The organism is Mesorhizobium sp. M2A.F.Ca.ET.043.05.1.1 (assembly GCF_003952445.1).
In the GTDB taxonomy this organism is placed as follows: domain Bacteria; phylum Pseudomonadota; class Alphaproteobacteria; order Rhizobiales; family Rhizobiaceae; genus Mesorhizobium.
In genome coordinates, this window is the sequence record NZ_CP034446.1 from 2,501,381 (window position 1) to 2,527,458 (window position 26,078).

Genomic DNA, 26,078 nt, shown 5'->3' on the forward strand with positions numbered 1-26,078 from the left:
CCTTCGTTTCAGAACAAAAACGCCGCCGTAGCCGGATCGGGACCGGTGCGGCCGTCGGCGGAATCCAGGCCACGAATGGTCTGCATGTCGTCCGCGTCGAGCTCGAAATCGAAGACGTCGAAATTGCCGGCGATGCGCTCCTGGTGGATCGACTTCGGGATGACGATCAGCCCTTCCTGCAAATGCCAGCGGATGATCACCTGCGCCACCGACTTGCCGTGCTTCTTCGCCAGCTTCTCCAGCGTCGGGTCGGAAAGCAGCCGGCCGCTGCCCAGCGGGCTCCAGCTCTCGATATGGATGTTGTGCTTCTTGTGGAAATCGCGCTTGTCGCGCTGCTGGAAGCGTGGATGCAGCTCGATCTGGTTGACGACGGGCGTCACGCCGGTCTCGCCGATGATGCGCTCCAGATGATCCTGGTTGAAGTTGGAGACGCCGACCGACTTGATGCGACCGGCCTGCTTCAGCTCGACCAGCGTCTTCCAGGCCTCGACATATTTGTTCTGGCTGGGCACCGGCCAGTGGATCAGGAAAAGATCGATCCGGTCGATGCCGAGTTTTTGCATCGTGTCGTCGAAGGCGCGCAATGCCGCGTCGCGCTGATGCGCGCCGTTGCGCAGCTTGGAAGTGATGAAGAGCTCGTTCCTCGGCACGCCCGCCGCGCGGATCGCCTCGCCGACGCCTTCCTCGTTGCGGTAGCCCTCGGCGGTGTCGATCAGCCGGTAGCCGGCCTCGATGCCCCAGCGCACGACTTTTGCGGTGACGTCTGGATCGACCTGCCACACACCGAGCCCGATCTGCGGGATGGTCGAGCCGTCGTTGAGTTTGAGCTGTTCGGGCATGGGAGATTCCTTTTGGGAGCGAAGGGGTGCCGACTATGTAGGCCCTTGCTCTGAAATGACGAGTTGATCTCCGCAAAAAATGACGAAGCCGGCAGAGAGGAGACTGGGCGCTGGTGGCTCGCGCGCTCCCCTTCTCCCCTTGCTTGTGGGAGAAGGTGGATCGGCGCACAGCGCCGAGACGGATGAGGGGTGTTCCAGCGGAGTGAGACGTTGACTTTCCCTGGAGCACCCCTCATCCGTCGCCTTCGGCGACACCTTCTCCCACAAGGGGAGAAGGAGGAGCGCTACCCTCTCGCCCCGAACCGCAATCCATCCATCAGCAGCTTCACCAGCCGTCCTGAGCGCTCGCGCCAGTCGGGCGTGTTGGGCGCGGAGTAGATGCCGCCGAGCGCATGCATGACATCGGAAGAGTCGACGTCGGCGCGGATCTTCCCTGAGGCGGCGGCGGCCTGGACCAGGCTTCGCATGGCGCCGGAGACGCGGCCCGATGTGTCGGAGAACAGCGTCGAGTTGGCGGTGAGCAACAGGCGAAGGCTGGTGGCGAGGCCCCGCTTGGTGGCGATGTAGTCGACGAAGCGCTGCATCCAGAGCTCCAGCGCGACATCGGCCGGATGCTCGCGGGCAAGGTCCTCGGCGGCGTGGCAGAGGCCTTCCACCTCGCGGCGGTAGACCACCTCGACCAGATGCTCGCGCGTCGGGAAGTGGCGGTAGAGCGTGCCGATGCCGACCCCTGCCCGCTTGGCGATCTCCTCCAGCGAGGCGTCGACGCCGTCGCTGGCAAACATCTGCGCCGCCACTTCGACCAGCCTGTCGCGGTTGCGCTGCGCGTCAGCGCGCAACGGCTTTGGCGCCGGCGCATCGCGCGTCGCTTCAGCGATCATTTCGGGCTCGGGCACTTTTTTCTCCACCAACGCAATATGGGGGGTTGAACCATGACTGGCCAGACCCCAGCTAAATAAACGGAGGCACCTCCGTTTTAGTGGAGTGCTTTTATCATATAACCAGGGGAAGCGACATGTCACGTGCTGAAGGGCTGAAAGCTTGCCCTGCCCGCTGGAGCGCGGCGCGTATAATCTCCCCCCTCGAGGGGGAGATGTCGCCAAAGGCGACAGAGGGAGTCGTCTCGCGTGAAGCGCCGGCGTGTTACGCAACGCGCAATGGCGTCGGCGTTTTACGTGAGACGACCCCTTCTGACCGCTTCGCGGCCATCTCCCCCTCAAGGGGGGGAGAAGCCGGCGCTCACCCTTGCCCCTAACCCCCAAGCCCCATTTCCATCCGCTCAAGCGTCCAGCAATCGGAGCCCGACGCCCCATGAATGACCAAGTCACCATCAGTCCCACCACGCTTTCCGTCCATCTCACCGTCAACGGCCGCGACCATGCGCTGGAGATCGAGCCGCGCGTGACGCTGCTCGACGCGCTGCGCGAGCGGCTCGCGCTGACCGGCACCAAGAAAGGCTGCGACCAGGGCCAATGCGGCGCCTGTACCGTCCATGTCGACGGCGAGCGCGTGCTCGCCTGCCTGACCTTGGCCGCCCAGGTCGAAGGCCGCGAAATCACCACCATCGAAGGCCTGGCCGACCAGGACGGCACGCTCAACGCCGTGCAGGCCGCTTTCCTCGAACAGGACGCCTTCCAGTGCGGCTATTGCACGCCGGGGCAGATCATGTCGGCGGTGGCCTGCATCCGCGAGGGCCATGCCGGTTCCGACGAGGAGATCCGCGAATACATGGCCGGCAATCTCTGCCGCTGCGGCGCCTATCCGAACATCGTCGCCGCCGTCCGCCAGGCCGCACAGGAGCTGCGCTCATGAGGGATTTTTCCTACTTCCGCGCCGACAGCATCGAGGCCGCCCGCAACGCGGCCGCCCTTCCCGGCGCCATGCTGCTCGCCGGCGGCACGACGCTGATCGACCTCGCCAAATGCGGCGTCGCCGAACCTTCGACCGTGATCGACATCAGCCATATCGAAGGGCTCGACGCCATCGACGTGACCGCCGACCGCGCCGTCATCGGCGCGCTGGCCAGGATGAGCCATGTCGCCGACAACCCGCAAGTGAAGAGCCACTTCCCGGCCGTCTCGGAAGCGCTCTGGCAGGCCGCGTCGGCGCAATTGCGCAACATGGCGACCATCGGCGGCAATCTGATGCAGCGTACGCGCTGCCCCTATTTCCGCGACCCCGCCAACTTCCCGGCCTGCAACAAGCGGGCGCCGGGCAGCGGCTGTTCGGCGATCGGCGGCGTGACGCGCGGCCACGCCGTGCTTGGCGTGAGCGAGGCCTGCATCGCCACCTATCCAGGCGATCTGGCGTCCGCGCTCGTCGCCTTCGACGCCGAGGTCCATCTCGGCGAGCGCAAGCTCAAGGTCGAGGATTTCTTCCTTGCGCCGGGCGCCACCGCCGAGCAGGAGCACGACATCCGCCCCGGCGAGGTGATCACGGCCATCGAAATCCCCGGCTCGGCCGCCGCAAGGCGCTCGACCTACGTCAAGGTGCGCGACCGCCAGTCCTATGAATTCGCCGCGGCCAGCGCCGCCGTCGGGCTGGAGCTCGAAAGCGACGGCCGCACCATCCGCGACATCCGCGTCGCACTTGGCGGCGTCGCGACGAAGCCGTGGCGGGTCCGCGCCGTCGAGGACGCGCTGAAGGGCAAGGCGCTCGACGAAGCGACGATCCGCGCGGCGAGTGAGCTCGCCATGGAGGGCGCCGTCGACCATGGCGCCAACCACTACAAGATCGCATTGGCGCCGCGCGTCATCGCGCGCGCCATCCTCGAATTGGGAGAGACGGCATGACCGTTCATGACATGAAACACGCCGCGTCGGACAGCGCGCGCCTCGAGGCGGTGGGCGGGCGACTGTCGCGCGTCGACGGCCCGGCTAAGATCACCGGCGCGGCAAAGTACGCCTTCGAGCAGCAGCTCGAAGGGCTGACGCATGCCGTGCTGGTCGGCGCTACCATCGCCGCCGGCAAGGTCTCGGCCATCGACAGCCGCGCGGCCGAGACCGCGCCCGGCGTGCTTGCCGTGCTCACGCCCGACACGATCATGGAACTGAAGGGCGCTTCCGACTGGCTGGGCAACCCGCCGTCGCAGCCGACCTACAACCCCCTCGCCCGCGAGGTCACCTATTCCGGCCAGCACATTGCGGCGGTGGTGGCCGAGACCTTCGAGCAGGCCGTCGCGGCCGCGGCGCTGGTCAAGGTCTGGTATGACGAGACGCCGGCCATCGTCGATCTTAGCGACGGCAAGGCCGGCGACGGCATCCCGATCGACGCCATGACCAAGGAATGGGGCGACGCCCAAGCCGCCTTCGCCGCCGCCCCGGTGCGCATCTGCGCTGCCTACAACACGCCGCGCGAGTTCCAGGCGGCGATGGAGCCGCATGGGCTGATCGCGCGCTGGGAAGGCGACGAGCTGACCATCTGGGAGCCGAGCCAATGGCTCGACGGGATGGCGCGCACCTATGCCGAGTGGTTCGGCGTGCCGTTCGAGAATGTGCGGCTGGTCTCGCCCTATATCGGCGGCGGCTTCGGGTCGAAGGCGCTGGCGCTGGCGCACAGCGCGGTGGCGGCGGCCGCGGCCAAGATGCTGGGGCGGCCGGTGAAGCTGGTGCTCAACCGCCCGCAGAATTTCACCTCTTATGGCGGCCGCGCCGCGACACGGCAGACGGTGGCGATCGGCGCAGACAGGGATGGCAGGATCCAGTCGATCGTGCATCGCGGCGTCAACGAAACCGCGGTCGACGGCATGTGGGTCGAGCCGCTGGGCTCCGTCACCTCGATCATGTATGCCACGCCGAATTTCTCCTCGAAGCAGAATGTGGTGCGGGTGAACACGGTCGTGCCGGGCGCCAAGCGCGCGCCGGGCGAGAACCCCAGCGCCTTCGGCATCGAATGCGCCATCGACGAGCTTGCCTATGAGCTTGGGCTGGATCCGCTGGAGATGCGGCTGATCAATTATGCCGAACAGGATCCGCACGCGAAGAAGGCGTGGTCGACACGCCAGTTGCGCGAAGCCTTTGCAGCAGGAGCGGAAGCCTTCGGCTGGGCGAAGCGCTCGGCGGCGCCGCGCTCGATGCGGGACGGCCATCAGCTCATCGGCTGGGGCATGGCGGCCGGCACTTATCCGGTGCGGCGCGCCCATGGCGAGGCGGTGGTGAAGATCCTTGCCGACGGTTCGGTCGTGGTCGAAAGCTCCTCCATCGACATGGGCCAAGGCACCTACACGATCCTGGCGCAGACGGCGGCCGAGACGCTCGGCGTTCCGGTGGAACGCGTGTCGGTGAAGCTCGGGGATTCCCATTTCGCCCGCGCGGGCGTCACCGGCGGCTCGCGGCTGGCCGGAGTCATGACCGGCGCCGTCTACAAGGCGGCCGGCCAGGCGCTAGACGAGCTGGTCGGCCTGGCGCTTTCCGACCCGCGCTCGCCGTTCCAGAAGCTGCAGGCGAACACGCTGCAAGTTCGGGACGGCCGTATCGCCTCGCCGCGCGGCGAAGGACCGGAGCTGTCGATCGCCGAGTTCATGGCGGCTGTCGGCCGCGAGCAGATCGAAGCCAAGGGCGACACGCTGCCTGCCAGCACGACAGCGGAGGAGCGCTACGCGAACTACACGACCATCGCCAAATCGATCCCGCACACCGAGGGCGACTGGTCGCGCCATTCCTGGTGCGCGCATTTCGTCGAGGTGCGGGTGGATGAGGATTTCGGGACGGTGCGCGTGTCGCGCGTGGTGTCGGCGCTGGATTCGGGCCGCCTCTACAATCCCAAGCTGGCGGAAAGCCAGTGGAAGGGCGGCATCATCATGGGCATCGGCCAGGCGCTGCTCGAGGAAGGCATCGTCGACCGCCGCCACGGCCGCGTCGTCAACGGCAATTTCGCCGATTACATGCTGCCGACCAATGCCGACATTCCCGACATCCAGACGATCTCGGTCGGCATCCCCGACCCGCACTCCTCCGCCCTCGGCGGCAAGGGTGTGGGAGAACTGGCGATCGTGGGGATCGCGCCGGCGATTGCCAACGCGGTGTTCCACGCGACGGGGAAGCGCGTGCGGGATCTGCCGATCACGCTGGAGAAGTTGATCTGAGGGTGGCCTAATCTCCCCCCTTGAGAGGGTTTTGCATGGGAGCCGATATTTAGCGCACCAAGCCGATGGGCGTTTTTTGAAAGGCGCTCGGGCCGCTTTGGCGGGGTAATTGGCCTCGCTCTTGAGGCCTCAGGCCGCCTTGGCAGTGGATTTTGGGCAGACTGCGCCTCATGCCGGCTTCCTCTTTGGGAAGAGGACTGCGGCCGCTCTTTGCAGATTGTAGCCGCAGCCGGCAAGCATGCACTGCGTCCGGTTGGTCGCAAGGTTGAAGAAGCGCAGTCGCCGCATGCCGTAGCGCTGTTTGAACACTGCAAACGGCCGCTCCACTGCCGCCCGCACCTTCGAGATCAGCCGGTTGCGCTGCTTCTGACGCGGTGTCAGCGGATGGTGCTTGTTGGCTCTGTGCATCAGCCGGTCCTTGATGCCGGCCTGCTTCAGCCGGGCATGGCGGGCATGGGTGTAGTAGGCTTGGTCGCCATAGGCCGCCTTCTCGTCCCCGATGATCAGGCCGTCGGCCGGCTCGGTATCGGTGACCGATGCATCCGTAAAGTCCATGCGCCGGATCAGCGTATGAGCATCGTCGACGCCGTTGTGCACCTTATAGCCGAACACGGTCTTGTTGCCCTTGCGTCCCCAACGTGCCTCGCCATCGGCCGATGGCCGCGCCGTCGCCTCCTCACCCTTCTTCGGCTTCGCCGGCGGGCGCGCGGCGGCCTGCATGAAGGAGGCATCGATCAACGTGCCGCGCTTGACGATCAGCCCCTTCTGCTCAAGCTGCCGCGTGATCTCATAAAACACCCGGTCGATCAGCCCATCGCACTTCAGCTCCTCGCGGAAACGCCACAACGTCGAATGGTCCGGCGTGGGGTCCGACAGGCTGAAACCGGCAAAGCGGCGGAACGACAGCCGGTCGCGCAGTTGTGCCTCCAGCGAAGGATCGCTGAGATTGTTCCACACGCCAAGCAGCAAACAGCGCAGCAAGGCCTCGGCCGGATAGCTAATGTTGCCCCGTCCTGGTCCGCTGCGCTGACCAAGAAGCGCCTTGATCGGCAACCAGTCGATCACTCGCGCGATCTGGTCAAGCTCCGTCACATCCGACCACACCAGCCCATCCGCAAGGCTCAGTTGTCCAAGCACGCGATCGACCATCCGAATCATCCCCCTTCATTCCTGACCTACGGAATCACCAACTCAGTTCCGTGCAAAGCCCTCCTTGAGGGGGAGATGTCGCGACAGAGGGGGTCGCCGCGCGTGGAACGCCGACGCCGCGCTCGGCGAGAGACAACGCTGGCGCTCTATGTGAGACGACCCCCTCTGCCCTGCCGGGCATCTCCCCCTCAAGGGGGGAGATCAGCGCTCAGCCGCTTTCGCCAATCTCCGACGTCTGCCCTTCCTACCAATCCAGCCCGAACACCAGCTTGCCGAAATGCAGGCCGCCGGCGGCCATGTGGGTATAGGCTTCGGTCGCCTCTTCTTGCGAAAACACCTTGTCGACGACCGGCTCGATCCGGGCGGCGCCGATGGCCCGCGCCGCGTCCTTGAGGTCGGACACCGATCCGGTGTTGTTGCCCACCACCTTCAGCGCCTTGATGATGATCGGCAGCAGGTCGACCGTCGCCTCGGCGCCGGTGACGAAGCCGATGGTGAACAGCGTGCCGCCGGGCGCGGTGGCGTTGACGGCCCGGGCGAAGGTGGCGGCGCCGCCTGTCTCGACGATGAGGTCGGCGCCGAGGCCGTCGGTCAATTCCAGCACCTTGCCGTCCCAGTCCGGCGTCGAGCGGTAGTTGATCAGGTGATCGGCGCCCAGCGCCTTGGCCCGCTCCAGCTTCTCGTCCGAGGACGAGGTGGTGATCACGGTGGCGCCGGCCGCCTTGGCAAGCTGCAGCGTGAAGATCGAGACGCCGCCGGTGCCGAGCAGCACGACCACCGAGCCCGGCCCGACATCCGCGGCGCGGAGCGCGTTCCAGGCGGTGGTGCCGGCGATGGGCAGCGTCGAGGCCGCCTCGAAGGAGAGATGCGCCGGGACCGGCACGACCGAATTGGCCGGGAGCGCGACATATTCGGCGAGCGATCCGGGCAGCGAGATGCCGCGCATCTGCCTCATCTCGTAAGGCCGCGGCCGGCCGCCGATCCAGCGCGGCTTGGCATGGGCGACGACGCGGTCGCCAACGGCCAAGGTGGTCACGCCCTCGCCGAGCGCGACGATCTCGCCGGCGCCATCGGCGACAGGTATGAGCGGGAAAACCGGTCCGGGATAGTTGCCGCTCGCCACGGCGACGTCGACGAAATTCAGGCTCGCAGCGCGCTGGCGGATCAGCACCTCGCCGCGCTGCGGTTCGGGCGTGGCGACGCTGGCGGCGCGGAAGGCGTCGAGCCTGGGCTGGGTGAGTTCGATGGCTTTCATGGGGTTCACTCCGTGGATCGATGGCCGGTTGAGTGAACCTATCTGCTGCGTTATGTCTCGATAATTGTCGGCTTTTGCATTTGAGTATTGCAGATCATGCAGCAATCCCACGAACCCGCCGCCCTTGCCGAAATGGCCGCCTTCGCGGCTGTCGCCGAGGCACGCTCCTTCACCCGGGCGGCGGCAAGCGTCGGGCGCGACGCGACCATCCTGTCGCGCCGGCTGCAATCGCTGGAAGAGCGGCTGGGGGTGCGGCTGCTCCACCGCACGACGCGCAGCGTGTCGTTGACCGAGGCGGGCGCGGAATTCCTGGTCCGGGTGCGCGCCATCCTGGCTTCTGTCGACGAGGCCGAAGCCGCCGCCTCCGCCCATGCCGGCGGCCGGCCGCGCGGGCTGCTCAGGCTGGCGCTGCCCGGCACGTTCGGGCGTATGTGGATAGCCCCGTTCCTGCCCCAGTTCCTCGCCGAGTTCCCGGATCTGCGCATCGAGGCCGAATTCTCCAACCGCTTCGCCGATCTCGTCGCCGAGAATTTCGACGTCGCCGTGCGGCTGGGCAGCCTCGAGGATTCGCGCCTGGTGGCGCGCAAGGTGGCGACGCGGCGCCGGCTGCTCTGCGCCGCTCCTTCCTATCTCGCCCGAAGGGGCCGGCCGGAGACGCCGCAGGCGCTGCTCGAGCATTCCTGCCTCGGCTTCACCGGCTTCCAGACCTTCCCGGTCTGGGAGATGACCGACCGCGAGGGCCGGCGCGCACGCGTCGAGGTTTCCGGGCCACTGGTCAGCGACGACGCCGAGGTGCTGGTCGAAGCCGCCGTGCAAGGCGTCGGCCTGATGATGAGCACGGACTGGCTGGTCGGACGCGAGATTGCCGACGGCCGGCTGGTGCCGATCCTGGAAGACTGGACGCTGGCCGACGAGGGCGCGGTCTATGTCGTCACGCCCTCAGCCAAGGGCCAGGCCGCCAAGACCCGCGCCTTCGCCGACTGGATCGGCAAGCGATTTTCGCCCGAGCCGCCCTGGCGGCGGTGAGGAAGGCAACGTCGAGATGTCGGCGGACCTGAGCGGGTGATCATTCAGGGACCATGAACAAAAATTGCCAGCCTGGCGACATGCCGGCTAAACTGCTCACCCGCTCACGCAAGAGGCAAGGCTAATGTCCACGACTGTAAATGTCCGCTACATGGTCAACGATGTCGAAGAGGCCCTCACCTGGTACACGAAGCACCTGGGCTTCATGCAGCTATCGAACCAGGCGCCGGCCTTCGCCGATGTCTCGAGGGGAGCGCTTCGGCTGCTCCTCAGCGGTCCGACCAGTTCGGCGGGCAGGCCGATGCCCGATGGCGAGCGGCCTGGCCCAGGGGGCTGGAACCGCATCCACCTGATCGTCGAGGATCTCGCGGCGGAGGTTGCCCGGCTGCGGGCGGCAGGCCTCAGCTTCCGCAACGACATCGTGACCGGGCCGGGCGGCTCGCAGATCCTGCTTGTCGATCCTTCCGGCAATCTGGTGGAATTGTTCCAGCCGGCCAAGGCGCGGTGAGCCCACGCCGTCGCGGCAAGGGCGTGGGGAACTGACGATCGCGGGCATCGCCCCGGCGATTGCCATGCGGTGTTCTGTGCCACGGGGGAAGGGTTACGCTGGAGAAGTTGATCTAGCGCCAGCCTATCCTTCGTCATGTATGGACGGCCCCTCTTGGGCAAGAGGCAAAATGACGACGACGGCGTAAGTCTGGAGCGGTCATGTATTCGGCCTTTAGTGCGGTCGATTTCGATGACCGCTGACCAACAAGGGTTACGCGGATCGGTTCCAATCATTCTAGCGCGCTTGGTGTCGCGATGACGATGGCGGATTTTCCCGACCCAGGTCCTGACCATTTTGCCGTGCTGCCTTTTTGCTCCTTACGCTGTTAAGGGCCTCGATTGCGGCTAGGCCACAGCCGGTGCCCTGTATTGTTGTCCCGATTGCAGCATTGCCCAGATGATGCGGGCGGTCTTGGCCGCCTGCGCCACGACGGCGACCTTGACCGGCCGCCTGGCCAGCAGGCCGCGTATCCAGGGCGAGCCTCTGTCGGGCTTGGCCCTGACCTGACGCAGCCAGGAACTGGCGCCGAGAATGAGCAACCTGCGCAGGTCCTTGTCGCCGGCACGGCTTATATGGCCTGTCGGCCTGTGCTTGCCGCCGGTGTCATGGGTCTTGCGGGTCAGGCCCAGCCAGGCTGCGAAGTCCCTGGCCGAGGCGAACTGGCGACCGTCGCCGATGGCTGCGACGGTCGCATGCGCGATGATCGGGCCGACGCTCGGGATCGTCGTCAGCCGCAAAGCTGCCCGCTGCTGCCTGACCTGAGCCAGGATCTGCTTGTCCAGCTTGCCGATCTCGCCATCGAGCGCCCGCCATTGCCCGGCCAGCGGCACCAGGCAGATCAACAGCGCCGCTGGGATGGCTTCATCGGCCGCCTCGACGCGCCGCAGCAGGGTCTCGATGCCCGCCGCCCCTTTGGCACTTGTCTGTCCCATCTCATAGAGCAGGCCACGCATGGCGTTGGCCAGTTGCGTGCGCTGGCGCACCAGAAGGTCGCGTGTGCGGTGCAGCGCCCGGGCCCATTGCTGCTCGACCGACTTGATCGGCACGAAGCGCATGTCGGGCCGGCTCACCGCCTCGCAACAGCCGTGCGCGTCGCGGGCATCGTTCTTGTTGCGCGGAACATAGGGCTTCACATAGGCCGGCGGCATCAGCTTGACGTCATGGCCGAGCGCGCTGAGCGTGCGGGCCCAATGATGAGCCGAGCCGCAGGCCTCCATGCCGATCAGCGCCGGCGGCTGCGCGGCGAAGAACTTCTCCACCTGCGCGCGGCGCAGCTGCCGCTGCACCACCACGCGCCCGGCAGCATCCACGCCGTGCACCTGAAACACATTCTTGGCCAAATCGATTCCAAATCTGATAGCTTGCATGACGGACGGTCTCCTCCTCTGGGGTTGATCACAGCCCAGTTTGGCACATTCGATGCCGCAAGGGGCCGTCCACCCATCATTCTAGGGCGGAGCAAGGAGCGAAGCGACGCGCGCAGACCCTAGAATCCATGCCGTGACGCCTGAGAGCCACCACGGTGCAGAACGCTCACCAGCCGATCCCGCGAAAGAGTTCGAACCATTCCGGATTGGTCTTCTCGATCAATTCGACCTTCCATTGGCGTGGCCAGCGCTTCGGCGATGTCTCACGCTGGATAGCATCGGCGATGTCGAAGTATTCCTCGTACCAGACCAGACGCTGCACACCGTAGCGGCTGGTAAAGCTAGAGCCTTGGCCAGCCTTGTGCTCGGGCATCCGGCGAGCGAGGTCATTGGTGACACCGATGTAGATCGTGCCGCCTTTCTGGCTTGCGGTCATGTAGACGTAGCCTGTCATGTCGCGATCTTAGCTGGCGATGTTGCAAGTAGCCATTCTGCACCGTTGCATCTTACGGCCCGCGTCACGGCATGGATTCTAGGGTCTGCGCGCGTCGCTTCGCTCCTTGCTTCGCCCTAGAATGACGAAGCGAAAGGGTGTGCGATTGCGCGCTCGCCCGCTTTCGCGAATTTCTTTATGATCCACCGCATCACGAGGGGGAGCGATCATGAAACGTGGGCTGGCAACACTCATCCTGGCACTGCTCACCGCCCTGCCCGCCCATGCCGCGTCCTGCTCCTGGTCCGCCAGGATGGAAGAGGACGAGGGCGGCAGCGTGATGATGGCTTCGGTCTGCGGCGGGCCGAAGGGCGATGCGCATCTGATGCTCGCCTGTTTCGGCAAGCCGGTGCTGAGCTACGATCTCGGCGCCGCGGGCGGACAGCTGGAGCCCGGCATCAGCGGCTCCTTCACCTTCAAGGCCGGCGACAACAGCCTGACGAAGAAGCTCGAGCTGGAGGCGATGTACAATTACTTCACCACCGAGCTCTCCGGCCCCGCCGATCCGTTGCTTTCGCTGCTGCGCGGCAAGGGCGAGGTGACGGTCAGCGCCGACAAGTATGGCGCGGCGACGTTTCCGCTGAAAGGCTCAGGTGCTGCGATCGGCAAGGTGCTGGCCGAGTGCGGCAAGGGTTCGGGCGGCGAAGCCGATTGACGCCTGTTCCTAAAGCGCGTCGCGATCTTTCAGATTCGCTCCATGCGCTTTAGGTTTTTGATTTTACGCATGTCTTTATCCCGAAACCGGTTCCCACTTTCGGGAGACATGCTTTAGGCCTTTCCCGCCGCGCTTGGTCACGCCTTGCGTGGAAGCGGGATCGGCTGGAAGCCGACGTCCGGCTCGGCCAGCCGCGTGGCGTCGCGCCCGCTTGCCTTGGCGGCGTAGAGCGCCTTGTCCGCCTGGAGAAGCAAGCTCGTCGGATTGTGGCGAGCGGCGGGGCCGCTGATGGCGATGCCGACGCTGATGGTGACGATCTTGCGCTCGCTGCGATCATGTTTCAGCGCCCGCTCGCGCACCGCGGCGCGCAAATCGTTGGCCACGCGGATCGCGCCGGCGGCCGAGGCCTCCGACAGGATGACGGCGAACTCTTCGCCGCCATAACGCGCCACGAAATCACCGGCGCGGGTGCGCTGCCGCAGGCAATCGGCGATCTGACGCAGGCACTCGTCTCCGGCGAGGTGTCCGTAACGGTCGTTATAGGCCTTGAAGGAGTCGACATCGATCAAGAGCAGCGCGAATTCCCGGTCGGACTGGCTTGCCTCCGCAACGACGCCGGCCAGCCTCTGATCGAAGGCGCGACGGTTGCCGACGCCAAGCAGCGGATCGGTGTTTGCGAGCTGCGCCAGCTGGTTGCTGAGCGTGGTCAGTTCTCCCTCGGTGCTCTTGATCTCGGTGATGTCGGAGACGACCACAAGCGCCAGGCCCGCCTCTGTTGGCCTTGTCCGCAACATCAGCCAGCGGCCGTCGAACAGCTTGATCTGCTGCTCGCCCGGCGTGCGCAGCGCGCCGACCACATTGTCTATCCACTCCCGCTCATGACCCTTGGGGATGCCCACCTGCTCACCGGTCACCGTCACGGCTTCGAGGATGTCGCGCAGTCTCGTGCCGGGAACGCGCAGGTCGCCGGTGAGCGGGAAGAAGTTCCGGTATTGCTCATTGCAGAAGATCAGCATTCCTTCGGCGTCGAACATGGCAAGTCCGTCCGACATTTCCGACAGCGCGTAGGAAAGCTGGTTCTTGGCTTCGAGCAATGCCTGTTCGAGCTGCTTCTGCGCCGTGACGTCGCGCGTGACGCCGACGAGGCCGATGATGTTGCCCTCGACATCGCGCACGGGCGTCTTCGAGGTGGAGAACCAACGGAGATTGCCCTTCGCATTGGGGACCTGCTCCTCGAAATCGGCCATCCCCTCGCCCGTTTCCAGCATTCGCTGCTCGAGCTCAAAGAGGGTCTGGGCGCGCGCAGGGTCCGCTATGTCGAAGTCGGTCTTGCCCGTCATCTGGACCGGATGATCGTAGCCATGGAAGGCGGCGACAGACTGGTTCACGGCGACGAACTGGCCGCGCGTGTTCTTGACGTAGTAGAAGTCCGGCGCCTGGGCGACCGCGGCGCGCAGCAGATTGCGCTCCTTGGTGACAAGCTGCGTGTGCAGCACGACGAGGCCGGCCACGGCGGTTGCCGCCATATTGAGTGCGATGAGCGGCAGCACGAGGCGCGCGTCGATAATGGGGGCGGCCGTCTGCGGCAGGATCGAGATCGGCACCAGCCCGGACAGGCCTACACAAACCGCAAACACCAGCACTTGCCAGGCGCGCGTCTGGCGGCGCCCGATTATGCGGTTGGCAAGAACGCCGGCGGCGAACGCCACCGCGATGCCGACCAGTCCGGCAGTGAGGCCTTGGCCGCCGATGGCGATGCGATATCCCAGCGGAAAGGCCGCGGCCACCAATGCGCCGGGCAGGCCGGCGAATAGGCCGGCCGTCGCAACCAGCGATGTCCTGAGATCCAGCAGGACGCCCGGCCGAATCTCGACGGTCAACAGCATGGAGGCCATCGCGCCCCAGCCCATGATGCAGCCGAAGACAAGCAGCCTGAACTTTTGCGAGCGTCCTTCAAGCCAGGGCTGCACGTAGTTCCAGCCGGAAACGAACAGCGCCACCGCAGCCAGATTTGCCGTAAGGTGTTGCCACATGACGCCGATACCGACCTCCGATCGGGTCATTAAAAGCACCTGAAAAGTTGTTTCCGGGTTAAGGCCGCTACCCACGACGGTTCCCCGGTTGCGCGCCATTGGCGAATCCCTCGGCTTCGCACCATATGATTCCCTGCCGGCGTCGATTGTCCTCGCGACAAGCGTGATCGATCCCAGACATGCCGGCCACGCGGTCCATCCCGGGCCGCCGACGCTCCTCGCGAGGCCCGTTGCGGCATCGCGTGCCCCGAAAGGCCGCGACAAGGAGCTATTTCGATGAATCCGATCACCCTTTTCCTCACCGCCGTCCTCGCGCTCATCGGCGCCGGTATCGGCGCGCTGGCCGGACCATGGGCGGGGGCGCCGTTCTTCGTTGGCGCGGCCCTGGTCGCAGCCTCGCTGAAGATGGCCAACACCTGGCAGCGTTTCGTGGTCCTGCGCGCCGGCAACCTGCTCGGCGTGCGCGGTCCCGGCCTGTTCATGATCGTCCCGGTGCTCGACAATGTCGTGGCGGTCATCGACCAGCGCATCCAGACCACCGCGTTCAACGCCGAGGAGGCGCTGACCAGAGATACAGTGCCGGTCAATGTCGACGCCGTCATCTTCTGGCATGTGCATGACGCGCGCCAGGCGGCGCTGGAAATCACCAATTACCGCGAGGCGATCGACCGCGTGGCGCAGACCTCGCTGCGCGAGATGATCGGCTCCTCGATGCTGTCCTCGCTGCTCTCCGACCGCAAGGCGGCGGACGAGCATCTGCGCGACGTCATCGGCGCCAAGACGGCGCAATGGGGCATCACGGTGATGTCGGTCGAGATCCGCGACGTCGCGATCCCCGTGGCGCTGCAGGACGCCATGTCGCGCCAGGCGCAGGCGGAGCGCGAGAAGGAAGCGCGCGTCATCCTGGGTTCGGCGGAAGCGGAAGTCGCGGCGAAGTTCGTGGAGGCGGCCACCACCTATGCCGACCATCCGGCCGCACTTCAGCTGCGCGCCATGAACATCATCTACGAGACGACCAAGGAACGCGGGGCCACCATCCTGATCCCGACCGGGCTGGTGGACAGCCTCAACCCGGCGGCGGCGCTGGTTCAGGCCGGCGTGTTGAAAAGCGCGGCATAGGGGGACATGAAAATCCGGTCCGGCTCGCGCGTCATGGCGCATGAGCCGGAACCGGATCCTTTATGAGGGTTGGGGTCTTAGTAGTCGGATCCGCTCTCGACGACGACCGGACGGTGATGGTGCCGATGGCCGATCGAACTCGTGACGACCACGGTGTCGTCGCGGCGGTGATGGCGGTGACGCCAGCCGCGCTCGCCATTGTCGTAGAAGGCGACCGTGCCATGGCGGCGGTGGTGAAGACGGTGGCCCTCGTCGTTGATGACGACCGCCGGGCGGTGGTGATAATAATGCCTGTGATGCGTCCTGATCACGACATCGGCCTCGGCCGCGGAAGCGACGGCGGGCGCGGCGACACAGAGCGCCAGGGCAGCAAGAAGCACTGTTTTCATTGCTCTATTCCTGATTCCTGAATTCATCCCTTCGCCGGATAAACCGCCGCCCGCCGCTTTGGTTCCCGCCCGGGTTGCGTCGCGGCGCGGGCCGCGCAGGCGGAAAAGCACAGCCGGCGACCAAAGCGCGTCGCGATCTTTCAGATTCGCTCCATGCGCTTTGGGTTTTTGATTTTACGCATGTCTTTATCCCGAAACCGGTTCCCACTTTCGGGAGACATGCTTTAGGTCAGCTTTCGCGCCGACGCCGAAGCGCCATGTAGCGCAGGTAGGTCGTGGCGGCCGCGTCGCAGGCGCGCCGCCCGGGGCCGTTGGCCTCGAGCATCGTTTTGGCCAGCCGCGGCGGCAGGCCGTATTTGGCGGCGAAGAACGCAGGCTCGTAGGGTTGGTCGTCTAAATCATCTGTCGTTCTATCAAGGCTCATGTCTGCTCCCCTGTGGGCGGCGCCCGAAAAATCGGCGCGCGTGCCAATGCGAAGCCCTGGCTTTGGTTGCGGCGCTCGGTCCTCTTCGCAAGCCCGTCCGACCTCAGTCCGACATCGCTTTGCGACCGTCGCCGGATCGGGGAACGAAAGCCTCCCAGCCTCGTTTGCCGACGTGGAATTCGCGGCAGGGCGCCCGCCAAGAGGAGCAATGACCATGGACGACGATCGCAACAGTGTTCTGGAGGCGCGCTGGCTTCTGGCGGTGCCGGCATCGGTGCTGCTCACCGTCCTGGTAGCCGGCATGCTGCTCGGATAGGCGGCCGAATGAACCGCCTGCTCTTCCGCATCGCCGATTTCCTGTCGCGCCCGCCCGGCTTCTACGCGATGCTTGCCGCCATGGCCGCCTGCACGCTGCTGGTGCCGCTGGGGCTTACAAACGTGGTGACCTATGCCTTGTCGGTGGCGGCCATCATCATCACCGGGGTGGTCCTCATCCAGGGCTACCGGGACACCGCCGCCATCCACGCCAAGCTCGACGAGATCGTCATTGCCCTGAAGCAGACGCGCAACGATGTGGTCGGGCTCGAACATGCCGAGCCGCATGAGATCAAATCCAAGCTGATGGAGTTGGAGATCGAGGCCGGGCGCTTGGCGGCGTCAGAGGCGTTGAACGGCGGGAGAGATGAGGCCGGCGCCGCAGTGGGTGGGGGTTCGTTGGGGTAGCTGAGGCACCGGCCGAAGGCGGAATGGGCACCGCCGCCAGGCAAAGATAGGCCTCTCAGGCGGCGGCGAAATTACGCGATCGCGGAAGCGTCCCGCTAAGCCGTCCCGGCGCAGCGTTGTCACGCCGGCCAATCGGAACAAAAAGCCGGGTATCGCCGTTTTTGGGGATGGTCATGTTCGCCCCGCTCGATATGCACGGCGAGAAGCGCGCCGATCTCCACCGGGCCGCAAGGCTGTCGATGCTGCATGAGCGCGTCGTGAAGCGCTTCGACAGGGTCGACCATTCAGCCGATGCCGTCGAGACCGCCGCAGCCGCTTTCGTGGAGGCCACCCACGGGCCGACCGTAGGCGCTGCATTATTCAGGTCGGTCAGGGAATTGCAAATGACAGACGGCTGGACACTCGGGCTGTAATTTCCCGAGGGGCCGTATGAAGTGATCAGTGAGGCCGCGCGTGGCGTGCCCTGATCACATCGCGCCTTCTCAACTCAGCATATACCGCCTCGCGGTCCCCACGGTATCGCCCCAGCAATCTCATCGCCTCGTCGCGCGCCACACGCCCGAGTTTCATCATAAAGCGAAGTTCACGCTCAGGAATCAGAGGCTGAGCTTCCTGCCGCCGCCACCATGTTTCATGCATCGCTTCGACCTCCCCGCCACGCCCACTCGACAGTCCGGCGGAAGCGCTGCCCCGCCCTGCCCGTGGAGACGTTATAGACCATCCACGCGTTGGCCTGAGTGAGACTGCGCACACTTCTCAGCCCTGACATTTGCATTTGTTAACGGAGTCTCCCTTTCCTTCCCGCCGGGCATCGCCTCCCGTCCGCATCCTTGTGTTACAGCGCAGGCTGGGCTGCGGAGATCAGGCGCTGCGGCGCTCCCTCCGACCGCTGGCAAATGCAATCGCCACCGCGACCACGACCAACCCCGCAGCCACCGCAAAGGTCATCGCCATTCCGTGCGCGACGGCCGCCGGGGCTGCCGCGGCGATATCTCTCGTCCCCACGGCGAAGGCGAACACCGCGCCCATCACCGCCGTGCCGGTGACGAGGCCGAGATTTCGCGAGAGGCTGAGCATGCCCGACACCACGCCGCGCTCGCTTCTGTCGACATCGGCCATGACGGCGGTGTTGTTGGCGGCCTGGAACAGCTGGTAGCCCGGCGTGAGCACGGCGATCGCCGCCGCGTAGCCGGCAACGCCGAAGAGGCCCGGCAGCGCTGTGAGCGCGGCGCAGCCGGCGACCATCAGCGCCAGGCCGGCGACGACCATCGCGGCCGCCCCCAGCCGATCGACGATACGCCCGGCAATGACGCCGCAGACCGCCGAGACCACGGGGCCGATCGACAGCACGGCCCCGGTCGCCGCTTCGCTCAGGCCCAGCGCGCGCGACAGGAAGAACGGGCCGACGACCAGGGTGGCCATCATCACCGTCGAGACCAGCGCGTTCATGGCGAGGCTTGGCGCCAGCACCCTGTCGCGCAGCAGCGCGAGCTTGACCAGGGGCGACGCCACCCTGGCTTCGGCGAGGACGAACAGCGCCGCACCGGCCGCGGCCGCGCCGAGCAGCGCCGCGTTGAGGCCGCCGAAATGGCCGCGCCCCATGGTCATGGCCAGCGCATAGGCGGCAAGCGTGGCGGCGAGCAGCAGCGTGCCCGGCACATCGAAGCGGGCCTTCGCGGCCGCCGCCTGGCGCGGGATACTCGCCGCTGGAAGGAAGCGCCAGGCGGCGAGCAGCGCGGCGCCGCCCAGCGCGGCATTGACGAGGAAGATCGAGCGCCAGCCGAGGGCGGCGATCAGCACGCCGCCGAGCGAGGGGCCGAGCGCCGTGCCGAGCGCCGACATGGTGCCGAGCAGTCCCATGGCGCTGCCGGTGCGTTCCCTCGGCACAGTCTCGCCGACGACGGCTATCGTCAGCGCCATCATCACCGCCGCGCCCAGCCCCTGCACGGCGCGCGCGGCGATCAGCAGCGCCAGCGACGGCGCGAGCGCGGCGGCAAACGAGGCGGCGCTGAACAGCGCCAGGCCTGCGATCAGCAGCAGCCGGCGGCCGACGAGATCGCCGAGGCGCCCGACGCTGACGATCAGCGCGGTGATGGCGAGCAGATAGGCAAGCACCACCCATTGCACCGCCGGAAAGGGCGCGGCGAAGACCACGCTCAGCGTCGGCAGCGCGACATTGGCAATGCTGGTGGCGAGCGAGGAGACGAGCATGGCCAGAGACAGGCTGGCCAGCGCGCCCGCCGTCGATTGGGTTACGGGCGCGGCGCGAGTCTCGGCAATATCGGCCATGATGTCTTCTCCGTCGGGTAAAATGCGCCGGGAAGATAGGCGTCCAGCCGATATGGCGGAACGCGCAGCATTTGCACTTGATCAGTGCACGAAACGCCATGTCATCGCGCGACAACCATGCTATGGTTGCGCTTATGTCGCGACCCGATCTCAACCTGCTCGTCACGCTGGATGTGCTGCTTGCCGAAGGCAGCGTCGCCAGGGCGGCGCGGCGGCTGAAGCTCAGTCCTTCGGCGATGAGCCGGGCACTGGCGAGGCTGCGCGCGGCGACCGGCGATCCGCTTCTGGTGCGCGCCGGGCGAGGCCTGGTGCCGACGCCGCGCGCAGCGGAGCTCGGCGCGGAGGTCGGCCGGCTGGTGAAGGAGGCGGAAGCGGTGCTGCGGCCCGCCGAGCGGCTCGACCTCGCGCGGCTCAACCGCAGCTTCACGCTGCGCAACAGCGACGGCTTCGTCGAGAATTTCGGCCCCGCGCTGCTGGCCCGCGCGGCTGAGGAAGCGCCGGGCGTGCAATTGCGCTTCGTGCCCAAGCCCGACAAGGACAGCGGCCCGATGCGCGACGGCGCGGTCGATCTGGAGACCGGCGTGATCGGCACCACGACCGGGCCGGAGGTGCGCTCGCGGGCGCTGTTCCGCGACCGCTTCGTCGGCGTCGCGCGCCCCGGCCATTCTTTGAGCGAAGGCCGCATCACCGCCGCCCGCTTCGCGGCCGGCCGCCACATATTGATCTCGCGGCGCGGGCTCGATCGCGGCCCGGTGGATGACGCGCTGGAGCTCGCCGGGCTGACGCGGACGATCGCCACCGTGGTCGGCGGCTTCGCCGAGGCGCTGGCGCTGGCGCGCGGCTCGGACCTCATCGCCACGGTGCCGGAGCGCTATACGGGCACGCTGCGCGAGGGCCTGTTCACCTTCACGCTGCCGGTCAAGCTCGTCCCGCTGACGATCTCGCTGTTGTGGCATCCGAGGCTCGATGCCGATCCGGCGCATCGCTGGCTGCGAGGGCTAGTGAAGGAGGTGTGCGGCGGGGCGCGTAATCCCGGCCCTTGAGAGGGATTGACGCGGCGAGGTACCAACCATGCGCCGCGGGGACACTTCTTTAACGTTAGCCTTTACTAACGTATACTGCGCGCAAGAAAAACCGTGCCGTTCATGGAACCCGTGGCATGGTCAGCGCGTTGCCGGGCGCTTTTGAAACAGCCGGAGGCTCGCTTGGGCGAATTCAGGAAGTTCGCGTGCCCCCGATGCTTGGGCGCCGGCAAGGTGTTCGAGTGTGAAAAGCAGGTGGCGTCGAAAGGCTCATGCTGTCCCTCGGGTACGTTGCGCGACAATTGCCCCGGACAACGGGTTTCCTGCCAGGCCTGCAACGGAACCGGCCTGCGCGGCTACGGCGCACCTCCTCTTTTGCAGGACTGAGCGGCGACAGGGCGATCAAGGCCGGTGCGGCTCAGGCCCGCGACCTTCGAATTCAAAGCGATCGGACAGAGTCCATTCCTGGAATTGCTTTAGGCGCCGGCGCCGCCCATCAGCGCGGCGACCAGGGTCGCCAGGAAGACAAGCAGCCCCAATGCGACCCGGTCCAGCCACCCGCGCCGTCTGGCAAGGATCTCGAACAACCGATTGGCCATCGCAACTTCCCCCTTTGCCGGCATTGTATCACGTCTTTCATGAGCAGATCATGAAACGGCTCACACGCGCGCCAAAAAGCGCTTTCAAGAGGAGAACCCCTCGCCGCCGGACGCCGATCTTGCACCGCCGAAATGCCCCCAAAAAAAGTCAGGGTCGAAGGGACAGTCGGTCTGGCGAAAAATCAGCTTATTCAAGCGGATACGCATATATGTGCGGCGCGGTATGCTGGATATCGGAAATGCCCGGAATTCCGCCATTTCAGGCCTCTTCGCCGCGGCCCCAGCATGACTGCCATGCGTGCTTAGGCGCGAAAAGGCGGCTAAAAAGGCGCTTCTGGAGCCCTCGCCGGCGGCGTTGACAGGGCACCGCGCCAATGGCACTCCGCAAGCACTGGTCACGCCATGACCGTTGCTGTTGGGGACGGACGGGGTTTCAGCAGCTTGGCGGCGGCGCCGGACGGGCGGGCACCTGCGCAGTGTACCGCCCGCTCCTGGCCGGTCCAGGCTTCCAGTTCTGCCGCTGCTTGCAACGCAACCGATCGCGCTTGCGCGCCGGGAATGACACAGGACAATTAGCCGGCATGCCGCAGCCAATGGCGGTCGAACACGTTGACGATGGCGCGGAACTCGGACGGCGGGATCTGGTTGACGCCGCCATCGCCGTCGGCGCTGAGGAATTGGCCGAGCTGGCGGTCGACCGCTTCCGGGTGCTCCATGACGATGCCGAGGCTTGCCAGGTCGGCGGCGATCGAGATGCCGGGCGGCAGGGGGCCCCATTGTTCAGCGGCGGGCGCATCGCGCAGGCGCACCAACAGGATCCTGGTGAGCGAGGGCTGCGCTTCCGGAGCGAAGATGGCGGTGCCGACCATATAGCCGCCGAGCACGCTCACCGGCTGCGTATGCGGGAACAGGCAAAGGAAGGACTGCGCCTCGCCGCCCACCTCCTTCAGATGCAGATAGAGGCTGCGCTTTGTCGGCGTGACCGGCCCGGAGAACTGCAACTGCCCGGTCGGCGATGTCTCGCGATATATGGCGTTGAAGGCATGCGCACCGGGCCCCGCCTCGATCGCCAGGCGGCCCCTGATGAGCTGGCCGCGATAATAGGGCGACCAGGCGCTAGTGTACCAGGCATAGGTCCCGGCGAGCGCCAGTCCGATGCCTCTGTCGTCATGTCCGGGCGAGGCAGCGGACTGCGCGCGAGCGCGGCGTTCGAGCTCCGCCGCGTCGATGCCGTGGCGGGCGGCGATGGCGGCCGCGAAGCTCGGCAGATCGCTCTCGGCGATCCAGGCGCCGGGCTGCTCGAGGCGCAGCACTTTCGCCCAATCGTCGTAGACGCTTTGCTCGCGCGGCTGAGCCCGGCCCTGCAGCCATTTGTCGGCGCGGCCGAGATCGAATGCCGTCCTGGCGTTGACGGAACGGAACGCCGCCGCGAGATCCTTGCGGGTGACGGTGCCGAGCAGGGCCGATGTCAGCCGCAGCTTCTGCGCGATATGCTGTGCCATAGAACCGCCCCCTCGGACCCCGTGCCCTTCCGAGAAATCATGCCTGGCCGTTGCCTGCCCGCCGGCACGGCCTCGACTGGTGATGATACGCATGGTCGCCACGCTGCGCGCCGGACTTTCGTCCTGCGCCCGACGTCCGGTGCTCTGACCTTCCACAGGCCGATGCCGCGGAAATTCCGCAGAATTCCACGCCCTTCCACATGGCCGCCCTTTGCCCCCGGGCAGCCGGCGCTAAGCTCGCTGCGGGCAAGGGGCAGACCGTCATGAAAAACGCGCTGAATGTGGGCTTGAGCACGTCATCCCCTTCCTTTGCAGAGCTGTGACACGCTCGATTTCGAGCGACGCCGAATCCCGGCCAAAGCCGGCGACGAGCAAACCGTATTGCCACCTCATCCGGAAGGAATGTTCAGATGACCTCGACCACTTCTTCGACACTCACCTTCATCTTGTTTGTTTCGGGATGCATAGCGCTGGCGCTGCTGTTCATCAACGCGCCGCAGGGGGAATTCCAGTCGAAATACGTCAAGGCAACGCCCGCCACTCAAGAAGCGTCGCCCACCCGCATCGACATCGACAACGACGCGCATGCGATACGCTTCTATGTCGACGGCAAGCAGGTCGCGCTGCTCGACGCATCTGGCTTCAAGCCATGAGGAAGCCGCAGAGCCAGGAAAGGAAACCTGCCATGAAGATCGTCCTATCCGCGCTGACGGCGCTTTTCGTCTCGGTCGCGCTGACGCAAGGGGTCGGGGCCAAGACGAAAATCGTGGTGACCGAAAAAAAGGCCGCCACGACTGGCAAGCATCGGCCGCCGCTCGATGAGACGGCAACCGGCGGCATCCAGCCCCTGGCGGGCCGGACGCCGAAGACCGCGGATCCGGGCCAGGCCTATCCGCCGCCGCTGTACCTGCATTTCTAGGCCAATTGCGGGAAGCGCGCCCGACGGTTCCGGTCCCGCAACCGCGCAAGACTGATGGCCGTCAGCCCTCCGGGATCGGCGAAGTGGGCGAACGACCCAGGCGACAGCCCACCCGGCCAGCCTGAGGGCTGGAGGCTCGGCGCCGTCGGCAAGGCGGCGCCTGCCCCCCGCGCGGGCCGCGCCATGCGGTCCGCGCGGGCCAAGCGCGCGGCTTGACCAGGCCATGGTCGGCGCGATAGGCGGGCGCAGGCCATCCAACCGATGAAAGACCCGCCATGACCGACCTTATTGTGAAAGACAGCAACGGCACGCCGCTGAAGGATGGCGACTCCGTGACGCTGATCAAGGACCTCAAGGTCAAGGGCACGTCCGAGACGATCAAGCGCGGTACGCTGGTGAAGAACATCCGCCTCAACGGCAATCCCGGCGAGATCGAATGCAACACCAAGCAGGTCAAGGGCCTGGTGCTGAGGACGGAGTTCCTGAAGAAGGCGTGATTGCGGGATCCCATCTCCCCTTATGTTGCACTGCGTTAGATTTGTTGCATTGCGATATCGACGCATAGGGCCGAGGCTTTGCCTCAGGCGGGATACGAACGAGCATTCACGAGGTTCGTATTCGTGTCAGCATCGGCGCAGGATTTCCGACCCGATATAGAAGGATTGCGGGCGGTGGCCGTGGCGGGCGTCGTGGCCTGCCATTTCGGCCTGGCGGCGCTGCCGGGCGGCTTTGCCGGGGTCGTCTTCGTCATCTCGGGCTTGGTCTCCTTCATCCTCTGCGCCTGGCTGACGAGCGTTTCGCAGCCCTGGGCCTTCTACTTCTCGCCGCTGCGCGCATGGGAATTTGCCGCCGGCGGCCTCGCATCGATGGCGCCGGCGCGGCTTTTGCAGGAGCGTCCGCTGCTGGGGCGGGCGTTGAGCCTGGCCGGCCTGGCGATGATCGGGGCCGCTTATCCCGCCTTCAGCGAGGACGCTCCCTTCCCCGGCTTTCTGGCGCTTCTGCCTGTCGCCGGCACGGTCCTTCTGCTCAAGGCGGGAGCGGCCGGCGCCAGGGACGGCTATTCACCCGATTGCGGGCGGAATTGGGTGAATGCCGCCCTGGCGCTGCCGCCCTTGCAGTGGATTGGCAGGCTCGCCCTATTCGATCCATCTGTGGCATTGGCCGCTCATCGTCTATGCCGGCATGCTGGCGCCGGAGCTGACGCCCATCGAGCGGCTCTATTGCCTCGCGCTGACGCTGGCGCTGCCCGCCCTCACCTACCGCCTCATCGAGAACCCGATCCGTCGCAACGGCTGGCTGATGGCCAATGCGGCGCGGGCGCCGGTGCCGGCCCTCCTCCTGACCGGCACCGGCGTCGCAGCCGCCCATGGCTCGCCTTCCGCGACCAGCACCATATGGCCACGCCCTTCGAGGAATCGCTTTAGCCGGAGGTGGAGAAAAGGGTGATTTCGAAGGTGGGAAGGTAGGGCGGAGCGAAGAAGCGTATCTAAGCTGGGTTCCTCCCCCCGCCAAAGGCGGGGGAGAGGTGGCCGCGAAGCGGACGGAGAGGGGCCTTCGTAGGGCGCTCCCCTCTCCGTCTCGGCTTCGCCGAGCCACCTCTCCCCATTGCGTGGGGCGAGGAACCCTTATCCTGAGGCGCTGCGATCCTCAGCGCCCCCTCTGGCCTGCCGGCCATCTCCCCCACGAGGGGGGAGATCAGCAGTTTCGGCGCCGCGCCCCCTACCCCACCACAACCACAAAATGCTTGGTCACCGGCTCGAGGATCTTCCAGGTGCCCTTGAAATCCGCCTCGACGACGAAGGCGTCGCCGGGGCCGACCTCGACCGGCTCGCCGCCGTCGGGTGTGATGATGATGCGGCCGGCGATCATGTGGACGAATTCATAGTCGGTGTAGGTGGCATGATAGGTGCCGGGCGAGGCGCGCCAGGTGCCCGACAGCACCTTGCCGTCCTCGGTGGTGTGCTGCACGGCGGTCTGCATCGTGGGGGAACCCTCGACCGCGATCCAGCCCGGCAGGTCGCCGCCCTCGGCATGCTCGACGGCGCCGAATTTGAGAATGGTGGGTCTGGTCATCGAATGCTCCTGGTTTCGCCGGGATTGGCTGGCGACGGCATAGCGGATGACGGCATGGGTTGCACGCGGCGATGCGACAGCGAGGGGCGATGTGGCGACCGAGCCTGGCGGTCCGCAGCTGAAGATCCGGTGGATTTCGCCTCAGCCGGATTCCCGATGAATCAGAAAGCCCGCCGGATGGCGGGCTTTTCAGTGTCCGGTCAGATCAGGTCGGAGTGGAAGATGGTGTTGCGACGATGCCGCTCAGCTTTTCGCGCCTGACCAAAACAGGCTTCTCATAGGTCTTCTTCAAGGTACCCCCCTTTCAAGGCTTTCAGGTCCGCATGTGGAACCTTAAAGCTGGCGCGGCCCATAAGCTGTAGCACATTAGCAACACTTAACAGACGTTCCGCAGGGATTACGGCGTTAAGCATCACTGTCCCGTTTCGGGACTGGCACTCGTCTTGCTATGAAGAGATTGCCGGTGTCCTCCCGCCGGTCCTGATCGGGGATCAGGTTTAAATCTCGCCGGGCCTGTGGGCTTGGGCATTAGGGTAGGTCCGGCGAGTTTTTCTTTTCCCCCCGTTTTG

Annotated in this window: 27 protein-coding genes; 14 read left to right on the forward strand and 13 right to left on the reverse strand. The window is 66.0% G+C overall.

The features are described from left to right. Positions 1–8: 8 nt before the first annotated feature. Both EJ069_RS12250 and EJ069_RS12255 read right to left on the reverse strand, forming a co-directional pair. Positions 9–839 (reverse strand): aldo/keto reductase, encoded by an 831-nt coding sequence (locus tag EJ069_RS12250; RefSeq protein ID WP_126061499.1) that lies wholly within the window; start codon positions 837–839, stop codon positions 9–11. Positions 840–1,123: 284 nt separating this feature from the next. Next, positions 1,124–1,720, reverse strand: a complete 597-nt coding sequence (locus EJ069_RS12255; protein WP_126064706.1) for a TetR/AcrR family transcriptional regulator — start codon at positions 1,718–1,720, stop codon at positions 1,124–1,126. A gap of 430 nt (positions 1,721–2,150) precedes the next feature. Between EJ069_RS12255 and EJ069_RS12260 the strand changes: the two genes are divergently transcribed. From EJ069_RS12260 to EJ069_RS12270, 3 genes are read left to right on the forward strand one after another with little or no spacing between them, the layout of a single operon-like run. Further along, positions 2,151–2,651 (forward strand): (2Fe-2S)-binding protein, encoded by a 501-nt coding sequence (locus tag EJ069_RS12260; RefSeq protein ID WP_189476307.1) that lies wholly within the window; start codon positions 2,151–2,153, stop codon positions 2,649–2,651. Beyond that, positions 2,648–3,631, forward strand: coding sequence for a xanthine dehydrogenase family protein subunit M (locus EJ069_RS12265; RefSeq protein ID WP_126061500.1), 984 nt, complete (start codon positions 2,648–2,650; stop codon positions 3,629–3,631). Before EJ069_RS12260 ends, EJ069_RS12265 begins: the two co-directional genes overlap by 4 nt. Beyond that, entirely contained in the window at positions 3,628–5,922 is a 2,295-nt protein-coding gene (locus EJ069_RS12270; protein ID WP_126061501.1) for a xanthine dehydrogenase family protein molybdopterin-binding subunit, read from the forward strand. The genes EJ069_RS12265 and EJ069_RS12270 overlap by 4 nt, the downstream gene beginning before the upstream one ends. 168 nt (positions 5,923–6,090) lie before the next feature. On the opposite strand, the gene EJ069_RS12275 is transcribed toward EJ069_RS12270, so the two are convergent. Both EJ069_RS12275 and EJ069_RS12280 read right to left on the reverse strand, forming a co-directional pair. Further along, the gene (locus tag EJ069_RS12275; RefSeq protein WP_189476309.1) at positions 6,091–7,071 is read right to left on the reverse strand and encodes an IS5 family transposase; all 981 of its coding nucleotides are present in this window, start codon (positions 7,069–7,071) and stop codon (positions 6,091–6,093) included. A gap of 244 nt (positions 7,072–7,315) precedes the next feature. Continuing rightward, positions 7,316–8,326 (reverse strand): NAD(P)-dependent alcohol dehydrogenase, encoded by a 1,011-nt coding sequence (locus EJ069_RS12280; RefSeq protein ID WP_126061503.1) that lies wholly within the window; start codon positions 8,324–8,326, stop codon positions 7,316–7,318. Between the two features lie 96 nt (positions 8,327–8,422). Here EJ069_RS12280 and EJ069_RS12285 point away from each other — a divergent pair, with 96 nt between their 5' ends. Then, positions 8,423–9,352: a LysR family transcriptional regulator gene (locus EJ069_RS12285; protein WP_126061504.1), complete on the forward strand. Its 930-nt coding sequence runs from the start codon at positions 8,423–8,425 to the stop codon at positions 9,350–9,352. Positions 9,353–9,476: 124 nt separating this feature from the next. Then, a complete protein-coding gene (locus tag EJ069_RS12290; protein ID WP_126061505.1) occupies positions 9,477–9,860 on the forward strand; it encodes a VOC family protein in 384 nt (127 codons plus the stop codon). 386 nt (positions 9,861–10,246) lie between these two features. On the opposite strand, the gene EJ069_RS12295 is transcribed toward EJ069_RS12290, so the two are convergent. After that, positions 10,247–11,269, reverse strand: coding sequence for an IS110 family transposase (locus EJ069_RS12295; RefSeq protein WP_126061506.1), 1,023 nt, complete (start codon positions 11,267–11,269; stop codon positions 10,247–10,249). A gap of 166 nt (positions 11,270–11,435) precedes the next feature. Next, positions 11,436–11,723 carry a GIY-YIG nuclease family protein gene (locus tag EJ069_RS12300; protein ID WP_126061507.1) on the reverse strand — a complete coding sequence of 96 codons (288 nt, stop codon included), beginning with the start codon at positions 11,721–11,723 and terminating at the stop codon, positions 11,436–11,438. A 208-nt stretch (positions 11,724–11,931) separates the two neighbouring features. Between EJ069_RS12300 and EJ069_RS12305 the strand changes: the two genes are divergently transcribed. Then, positions 11,932–12,417, forward strand: coding sequence for a hypothetical protein (locus EJ069_RS12305; RefSeq protein ID WP_245456521.1), 486 nt, complete (start codon positions 11,932–11,934; stop codon positions 12,415–12,417). Between the two features lie 137 nt (positions 12,418–12,554). Here EJ069_RS12305 and EJ069_RS12310 read toward each other — a convergent pair whose 3' ends face one another. Further along, positions 12,555–14,480, reverse strand: a complete 1,926-nt coding sequence (locus EJ069_RS12310; protein WP_189476312.1) for a diguanylate cyclase — start codon at positions 14,478–14,480, stop codon at positions 12,555–12,557. A gap of 246 nt (positions 14,481–14,726) precedes the next feature. On the opposite strand from EJ069_RS12310, the gene EJ069_RS12315 reads away from it, so the two are divergent. Further along, positions 14,727–15,569: a slipin family protein gene (locus tag EJ069_RS12315; protein ID WP_126061509.1), complete on the forward strand. Its 843-nt coding sequence runs from the start codon at positions 14,727–14,729 to the stop codon at positions 15,567–15,569. A gap of 77 nt (positions 15,570–15,646) precedes the next feature. Here the strand turns inward: EJ069_RS12315 and EJ069_RS12320 are convergent, their stop codons facing one another. Together EJ069_RS12320 and EJ069_RS12325 are read right to left on the reverse strand one after the other, a co-directional pair. After that, positions 15,647–15,958, reverse strand: a complete 312-nt coding sequence (locus EJ069_RS12320) for a hypothetical protein (RefSeq protein WP_126061510.1) — start codon at positions 15,956–15,958, stop codon at positions 15,647–15,649. A gap of 229 nt (positions 15,959–16,187) precedes the next feature. Further along, positions 16,188–16,382 carry a hypothetical protein gene (locus EJ069_RS12325; protein WP_126061511.1) on the reverse strand — a complete coding sequence of 65 codons (195 nt, stop codon included), beginning with the start codon at positions 16,380–16,382 and terminating at the stop codon, positions 16,188–16,190. A gap of 324 nt (positions 16,383–16,706) precedes the next feature. Between EJ069_RS12325 and EJ069_RS12330 the strand changes: the two genes are divergently transcribed. Next, positions 16,707–17,105 (forward strand): low affinity iron permease family protein, encoded by a 399-nt coding sequence (locus tag EJ069_RS12330; RefSeq protein ID WP_245456522.1) that lies wholly within the window; start codon positions 16,707–16,709, stop codon positions 17,103–17,105. Positions 17,106–17,278: 173 nt separating this feature from the next. Continuing rightward, on the forward strand, positions 17,279–17,518 hold the full coding sequence (locus tag EJ069_RS12335) for a hypothetical protein (RefSeq protein WP_245456523.1): 240 nt from the start codon (positions 17,279–17,281) through the stop codon (positions 17,516–17,518). A 448-nt stretch (positions 17,519–17,966) separates the two neighbouring features. Here the strand turns inward: EJ069_RS12335 and EJ069_RS12340 are convergent, their stop codons facing one another. After that, a complete protein-coding gene (locus tag EJ069_RS12340) occupies positions 17,967–19,394 on the reverse strand; it encodes an MFS transporter (protein WP_126061513.1) in 1,428 nt (475 codons plus the stop codon). A gap of 134 nt (positions 19,395–19,528) precedes the next feature. On the opposite strand from EJ069_RS12340, the gene EJ069_RS12345 reads away from it, so the two are divergent. Beyond that, entirely contained in the window at positions 19,529–20,437 is a 909-nt protein-coding gene (locus EJ069_RS12345) for a LysR family transcriptional regulator (RefSeq protein ID WP_126064709.1), read from the forward strand. Positions 20,438–20,892: 455 nt separating this feature from the next. Here the strand turns inward: EJ069_RS12345 and EJ069_RS33740 are convergent, their stop codons facing one another. Both EJ069_RS33740 and EJ069_RS12350 read right to left on the reverse strand, forming a co-directional pair. Further along, complete coding sequence (locus EJ069_RS33740) at positions 20,893–21,015, reverse strand: hypothetical protein (RefSeq protein ID WP_281060068.1); 123 nt, start codon at positions 21,013–21,015, stop codon at positions 20,893–20,895. Between the two features lie 572 nt (positions 21,016–21,587). Further along, positions 21,588–22,517: a hypothetical protein gene (locus EJ069_RS12350; RefSeq protein WP_126061514.1), complete on the reverse strand. Its 930-nt coding sequence runs from the start codon at positions 22,515–22,517 to the stop codon at positions 21,588–21,590. 410 nt (positions 22,518–22,927) lie between these two features. On the opposite strand from EJ069_RS12350, the gene EJ069_RS12355 reads away from it, so the two are divergent. From EJ069_RS12355 to EJ069_RS12370, 4 genes are all read left to right on the forward strand, one after another. Beyond that, a complete protein-coding gene (locus EJ069_RS12355; RefSeq protein ID WP_126061515.1) occupies positions 22,928–23,170 on the forward strand; it encodes a hypothetical protein in 243 nt (80 codons plus the stop codon). A 32-nt stretch (positions 23,171–23,202) separates the two neighbouring features. After that, on the forward strand, positions 23,203–23,436 hold the full coding sequence (locus EJ069_RS12360) for a hypothetical protein (RefSeq protein WP_126061516.1): 234 nt from the start codon (positions 23,203–23,205) through the stop codon (positions 23,434–23,436). 275 nt (positions 23,437–23,711) lie between these two features. Continuing rightward, positions 23,712–23,933: an alkylphosphonate utilization protein gene (locus EJ069_RS12365; RefSeq protein WP_126061517.1), complete on the forward strand. Its 222-nt coding sequence runs from the start codon at positions 23,712–23,714 to the stop codon at positions 23,931–23,933. Between the two features lie 123 nt (positions 23,934–24,056). After that, positions 24,057–24,860: an acyltransferase gene (locus tag EJ069_RS12370; protein ID WP_189476315.1), complete on the forward strand. Its 804-nt coding sequence runs from the start codon at positions 24,057–24,059 to the stop codon at positions 24,858–24,860. A 295-nt stretch (positions 24,861–25,155) separates the two neighbouring features. On the opposite strand, the gene EJ069_RS12375 is transcribed toward EJ069_RS12370, so the two are convergent. Continuing rightward, positions 25,156–25,509: a cupin domain-containing protein gene (locus tag EJ069_RS12375; RefSeq protein ID WP_126061518.1), complete on the reverse strand. Its 354-nt coding sequence runs from the start codon at positions 25,507–25,509 to the stop codon at positions 25,156–25,158. Positions 25,510–26,078: the final 569 nt, after the last annotated feature.

Coding starts and splice junctions, on each gene's coding strand:
- EJ069_RS12250 (WP_126061499.1), bottom strand. CDS start 839: ATGCCCGAACAGCTCAAACTCAACGACGGCTCGACCATCCCGCAGATC.
- EJ069_RS12255 (WP_126064706.1), bottom strand. CDS start 1,720: ATGATCGCTGAAGCGACGCGCGATGCGCCGGCGCCAAAGCCGTTGCGC.
- EJ069_RS12260 (WP_189476307.1), top strand. CDS start 2,151: ATGAATGACCAAGTCACCATCAGTCCCACCACGCTTTCCGTCCATCTC.
- EJ069_RS12265 (WP_126061500.1), top strand. CDS start 2,648: ATGAGGGATTTTTCCTACTTCCGCGCCGACAGCATCGAGGCCGCCCGC.
- EJ069_RS12270 (WP_126061501.1), top strand. CDS start 3,628: ATGACCGTTCATGACATGAAACACGCCGCGTCGGACAGCGCGCGCCTC.
- EJ069_RS12275 (WP_189476309.1), bottom strand. CDS start 7,071: ATGGTCGATCGCGTGCTTGGACAACTGAGCCTTGCGGATGGGCTGGTG.
- EJ069_RS12280 (WP_126061503.1), bottom strand. CDS start 8,326: ATGAAAGCCATCGAACTCACCCAGCCCAGGCTCGACGCCTTCCGCGCC.
- EJ069_RS12285 (WP_126061504.1), top strand. CDS start 8,423: ATGCAGCAATCCCACGAACCCGCCGCCCTTGCCGAAATGGCCGCCTTC.
- EJ069_RS12290 (WP_126061505.1), top strand. CDS start 9,477: ATGTCCACGACTGTAAATGTCCGCTACATGGTCAACGATGTCGAAGAG.
- EJ069_RS12295 (WP_126061506.1), bottom strand. CDS start 11,269: ATGCAAGCTATCAGATTTGGAATCGATTTGGCCAAGAATGTGTTTCAG.
- EJ069_RS12300 (WP_126061507.1), bottom strand. CDS start 11,723: ATGACAGGCTACGTCTACATGACCGCAAGCCAGAAAGGCGGCACGATC.
- EJ069_RS12305 (WP_245456521.1), top strand. CDS start 11,932: ATGAAACGTGGGCTGGCAACACTCATCCTGGCACTGCTCACCGCCCTG.
- EJ069_RS12310 (WP_189476312.1), bottom strand. CDS start 14,480: ATGACCCGATCGGAGGTCGGTATCGGCGTCATGTGGCAACACCTTACG.
- EJ069_RS12315 (WP_126061509.1), top strand. CDS start 14,727: ATGAATCCGATCACCCTTTTCCTCACCGCCGTCCTCGCGCTCATCGGC.
- EJ069_RS12320 (WP_126061510.1), bottom strand. CDS start 15,958: ATGAAAACAGTGCTTCTTGCTGCCCTGGCGCTCTGTGTCGCCGCGCCC.
- EJ069_RS12325 (WP_126061511.1), bottom strand. CDS start 16,382: ATGAGCCTTGATAGAACGACAGATGATTTAGACGACCAACCCTACGAG.
- EJ069_RS12330 (WP_245456522.1), top strand. CDS start 16,707: ATGAACCGCCTGCTCTTCCGCATCGCCGATTTCCTGTCGCGCCCGCCC.
- EJ069_RS12335 (WP_245456523.1), top strand. CDS start 17,279: ATGTTCGCCCCGCTCGATATGCACGGCGAGAAGCGCGCCGATCTCCAC.
- EJ069_RS12340 (WP_126061513.1), bottom strand. CDS start 19,394: ATGGCCGATATTGCCGAGACTCGCGCCGCGCCCGTAACCCAATCGACG.
- EJ069_RS12345 (WP_126064709.1), top strand. CDS start 19,529: ATGTCGCGACCCGATCTCAACCTGCTCGTCACGCTGGATGTGCTGCTT.
- EJ069_RS33740 (WP_281060068.1), bottom strand. CDS start 21,015: ATGGCCAATCGGTTGTTCGAGATCCTTGCCAGACGGCGCGGGTGGCTG.
- EJ069_RS12350 (WP_126061514.1), bottom strand. CDS start 22,517: ATGGCACAGCATATCGCGCAGAAGCTGCGGCTGACATCGGCCCTGCTC.
- EJ069_RS12355 (WP_126061515.1), top strand. CDS start 22,928: ATGACCTCGACCACTTCTTCGACACTCACCTTCATCTTGTTTGTTTCG.
- EJ069_RS12360 (WP_126061516.1), top strand. CDS start 23,203: ATGAAGATCGTCCTATCCGCGCTGACGGCGCTTTTCGTCTCGGTCGCG.
- EJ069_RS12365 (WP_126061517.1), top strand. CDS start 23,712: ATGACCGACCTTATTGTGAAAGACAGCAACGGCACGCCGCTGAAGGAT.
- EJ069_RS12375 (WP_126061518.1), bottom strand. CDS start 25,509: ATGACCAGACCCACCATTCTCAAATTCGGCGCCGTCGAGCATGCCGAG.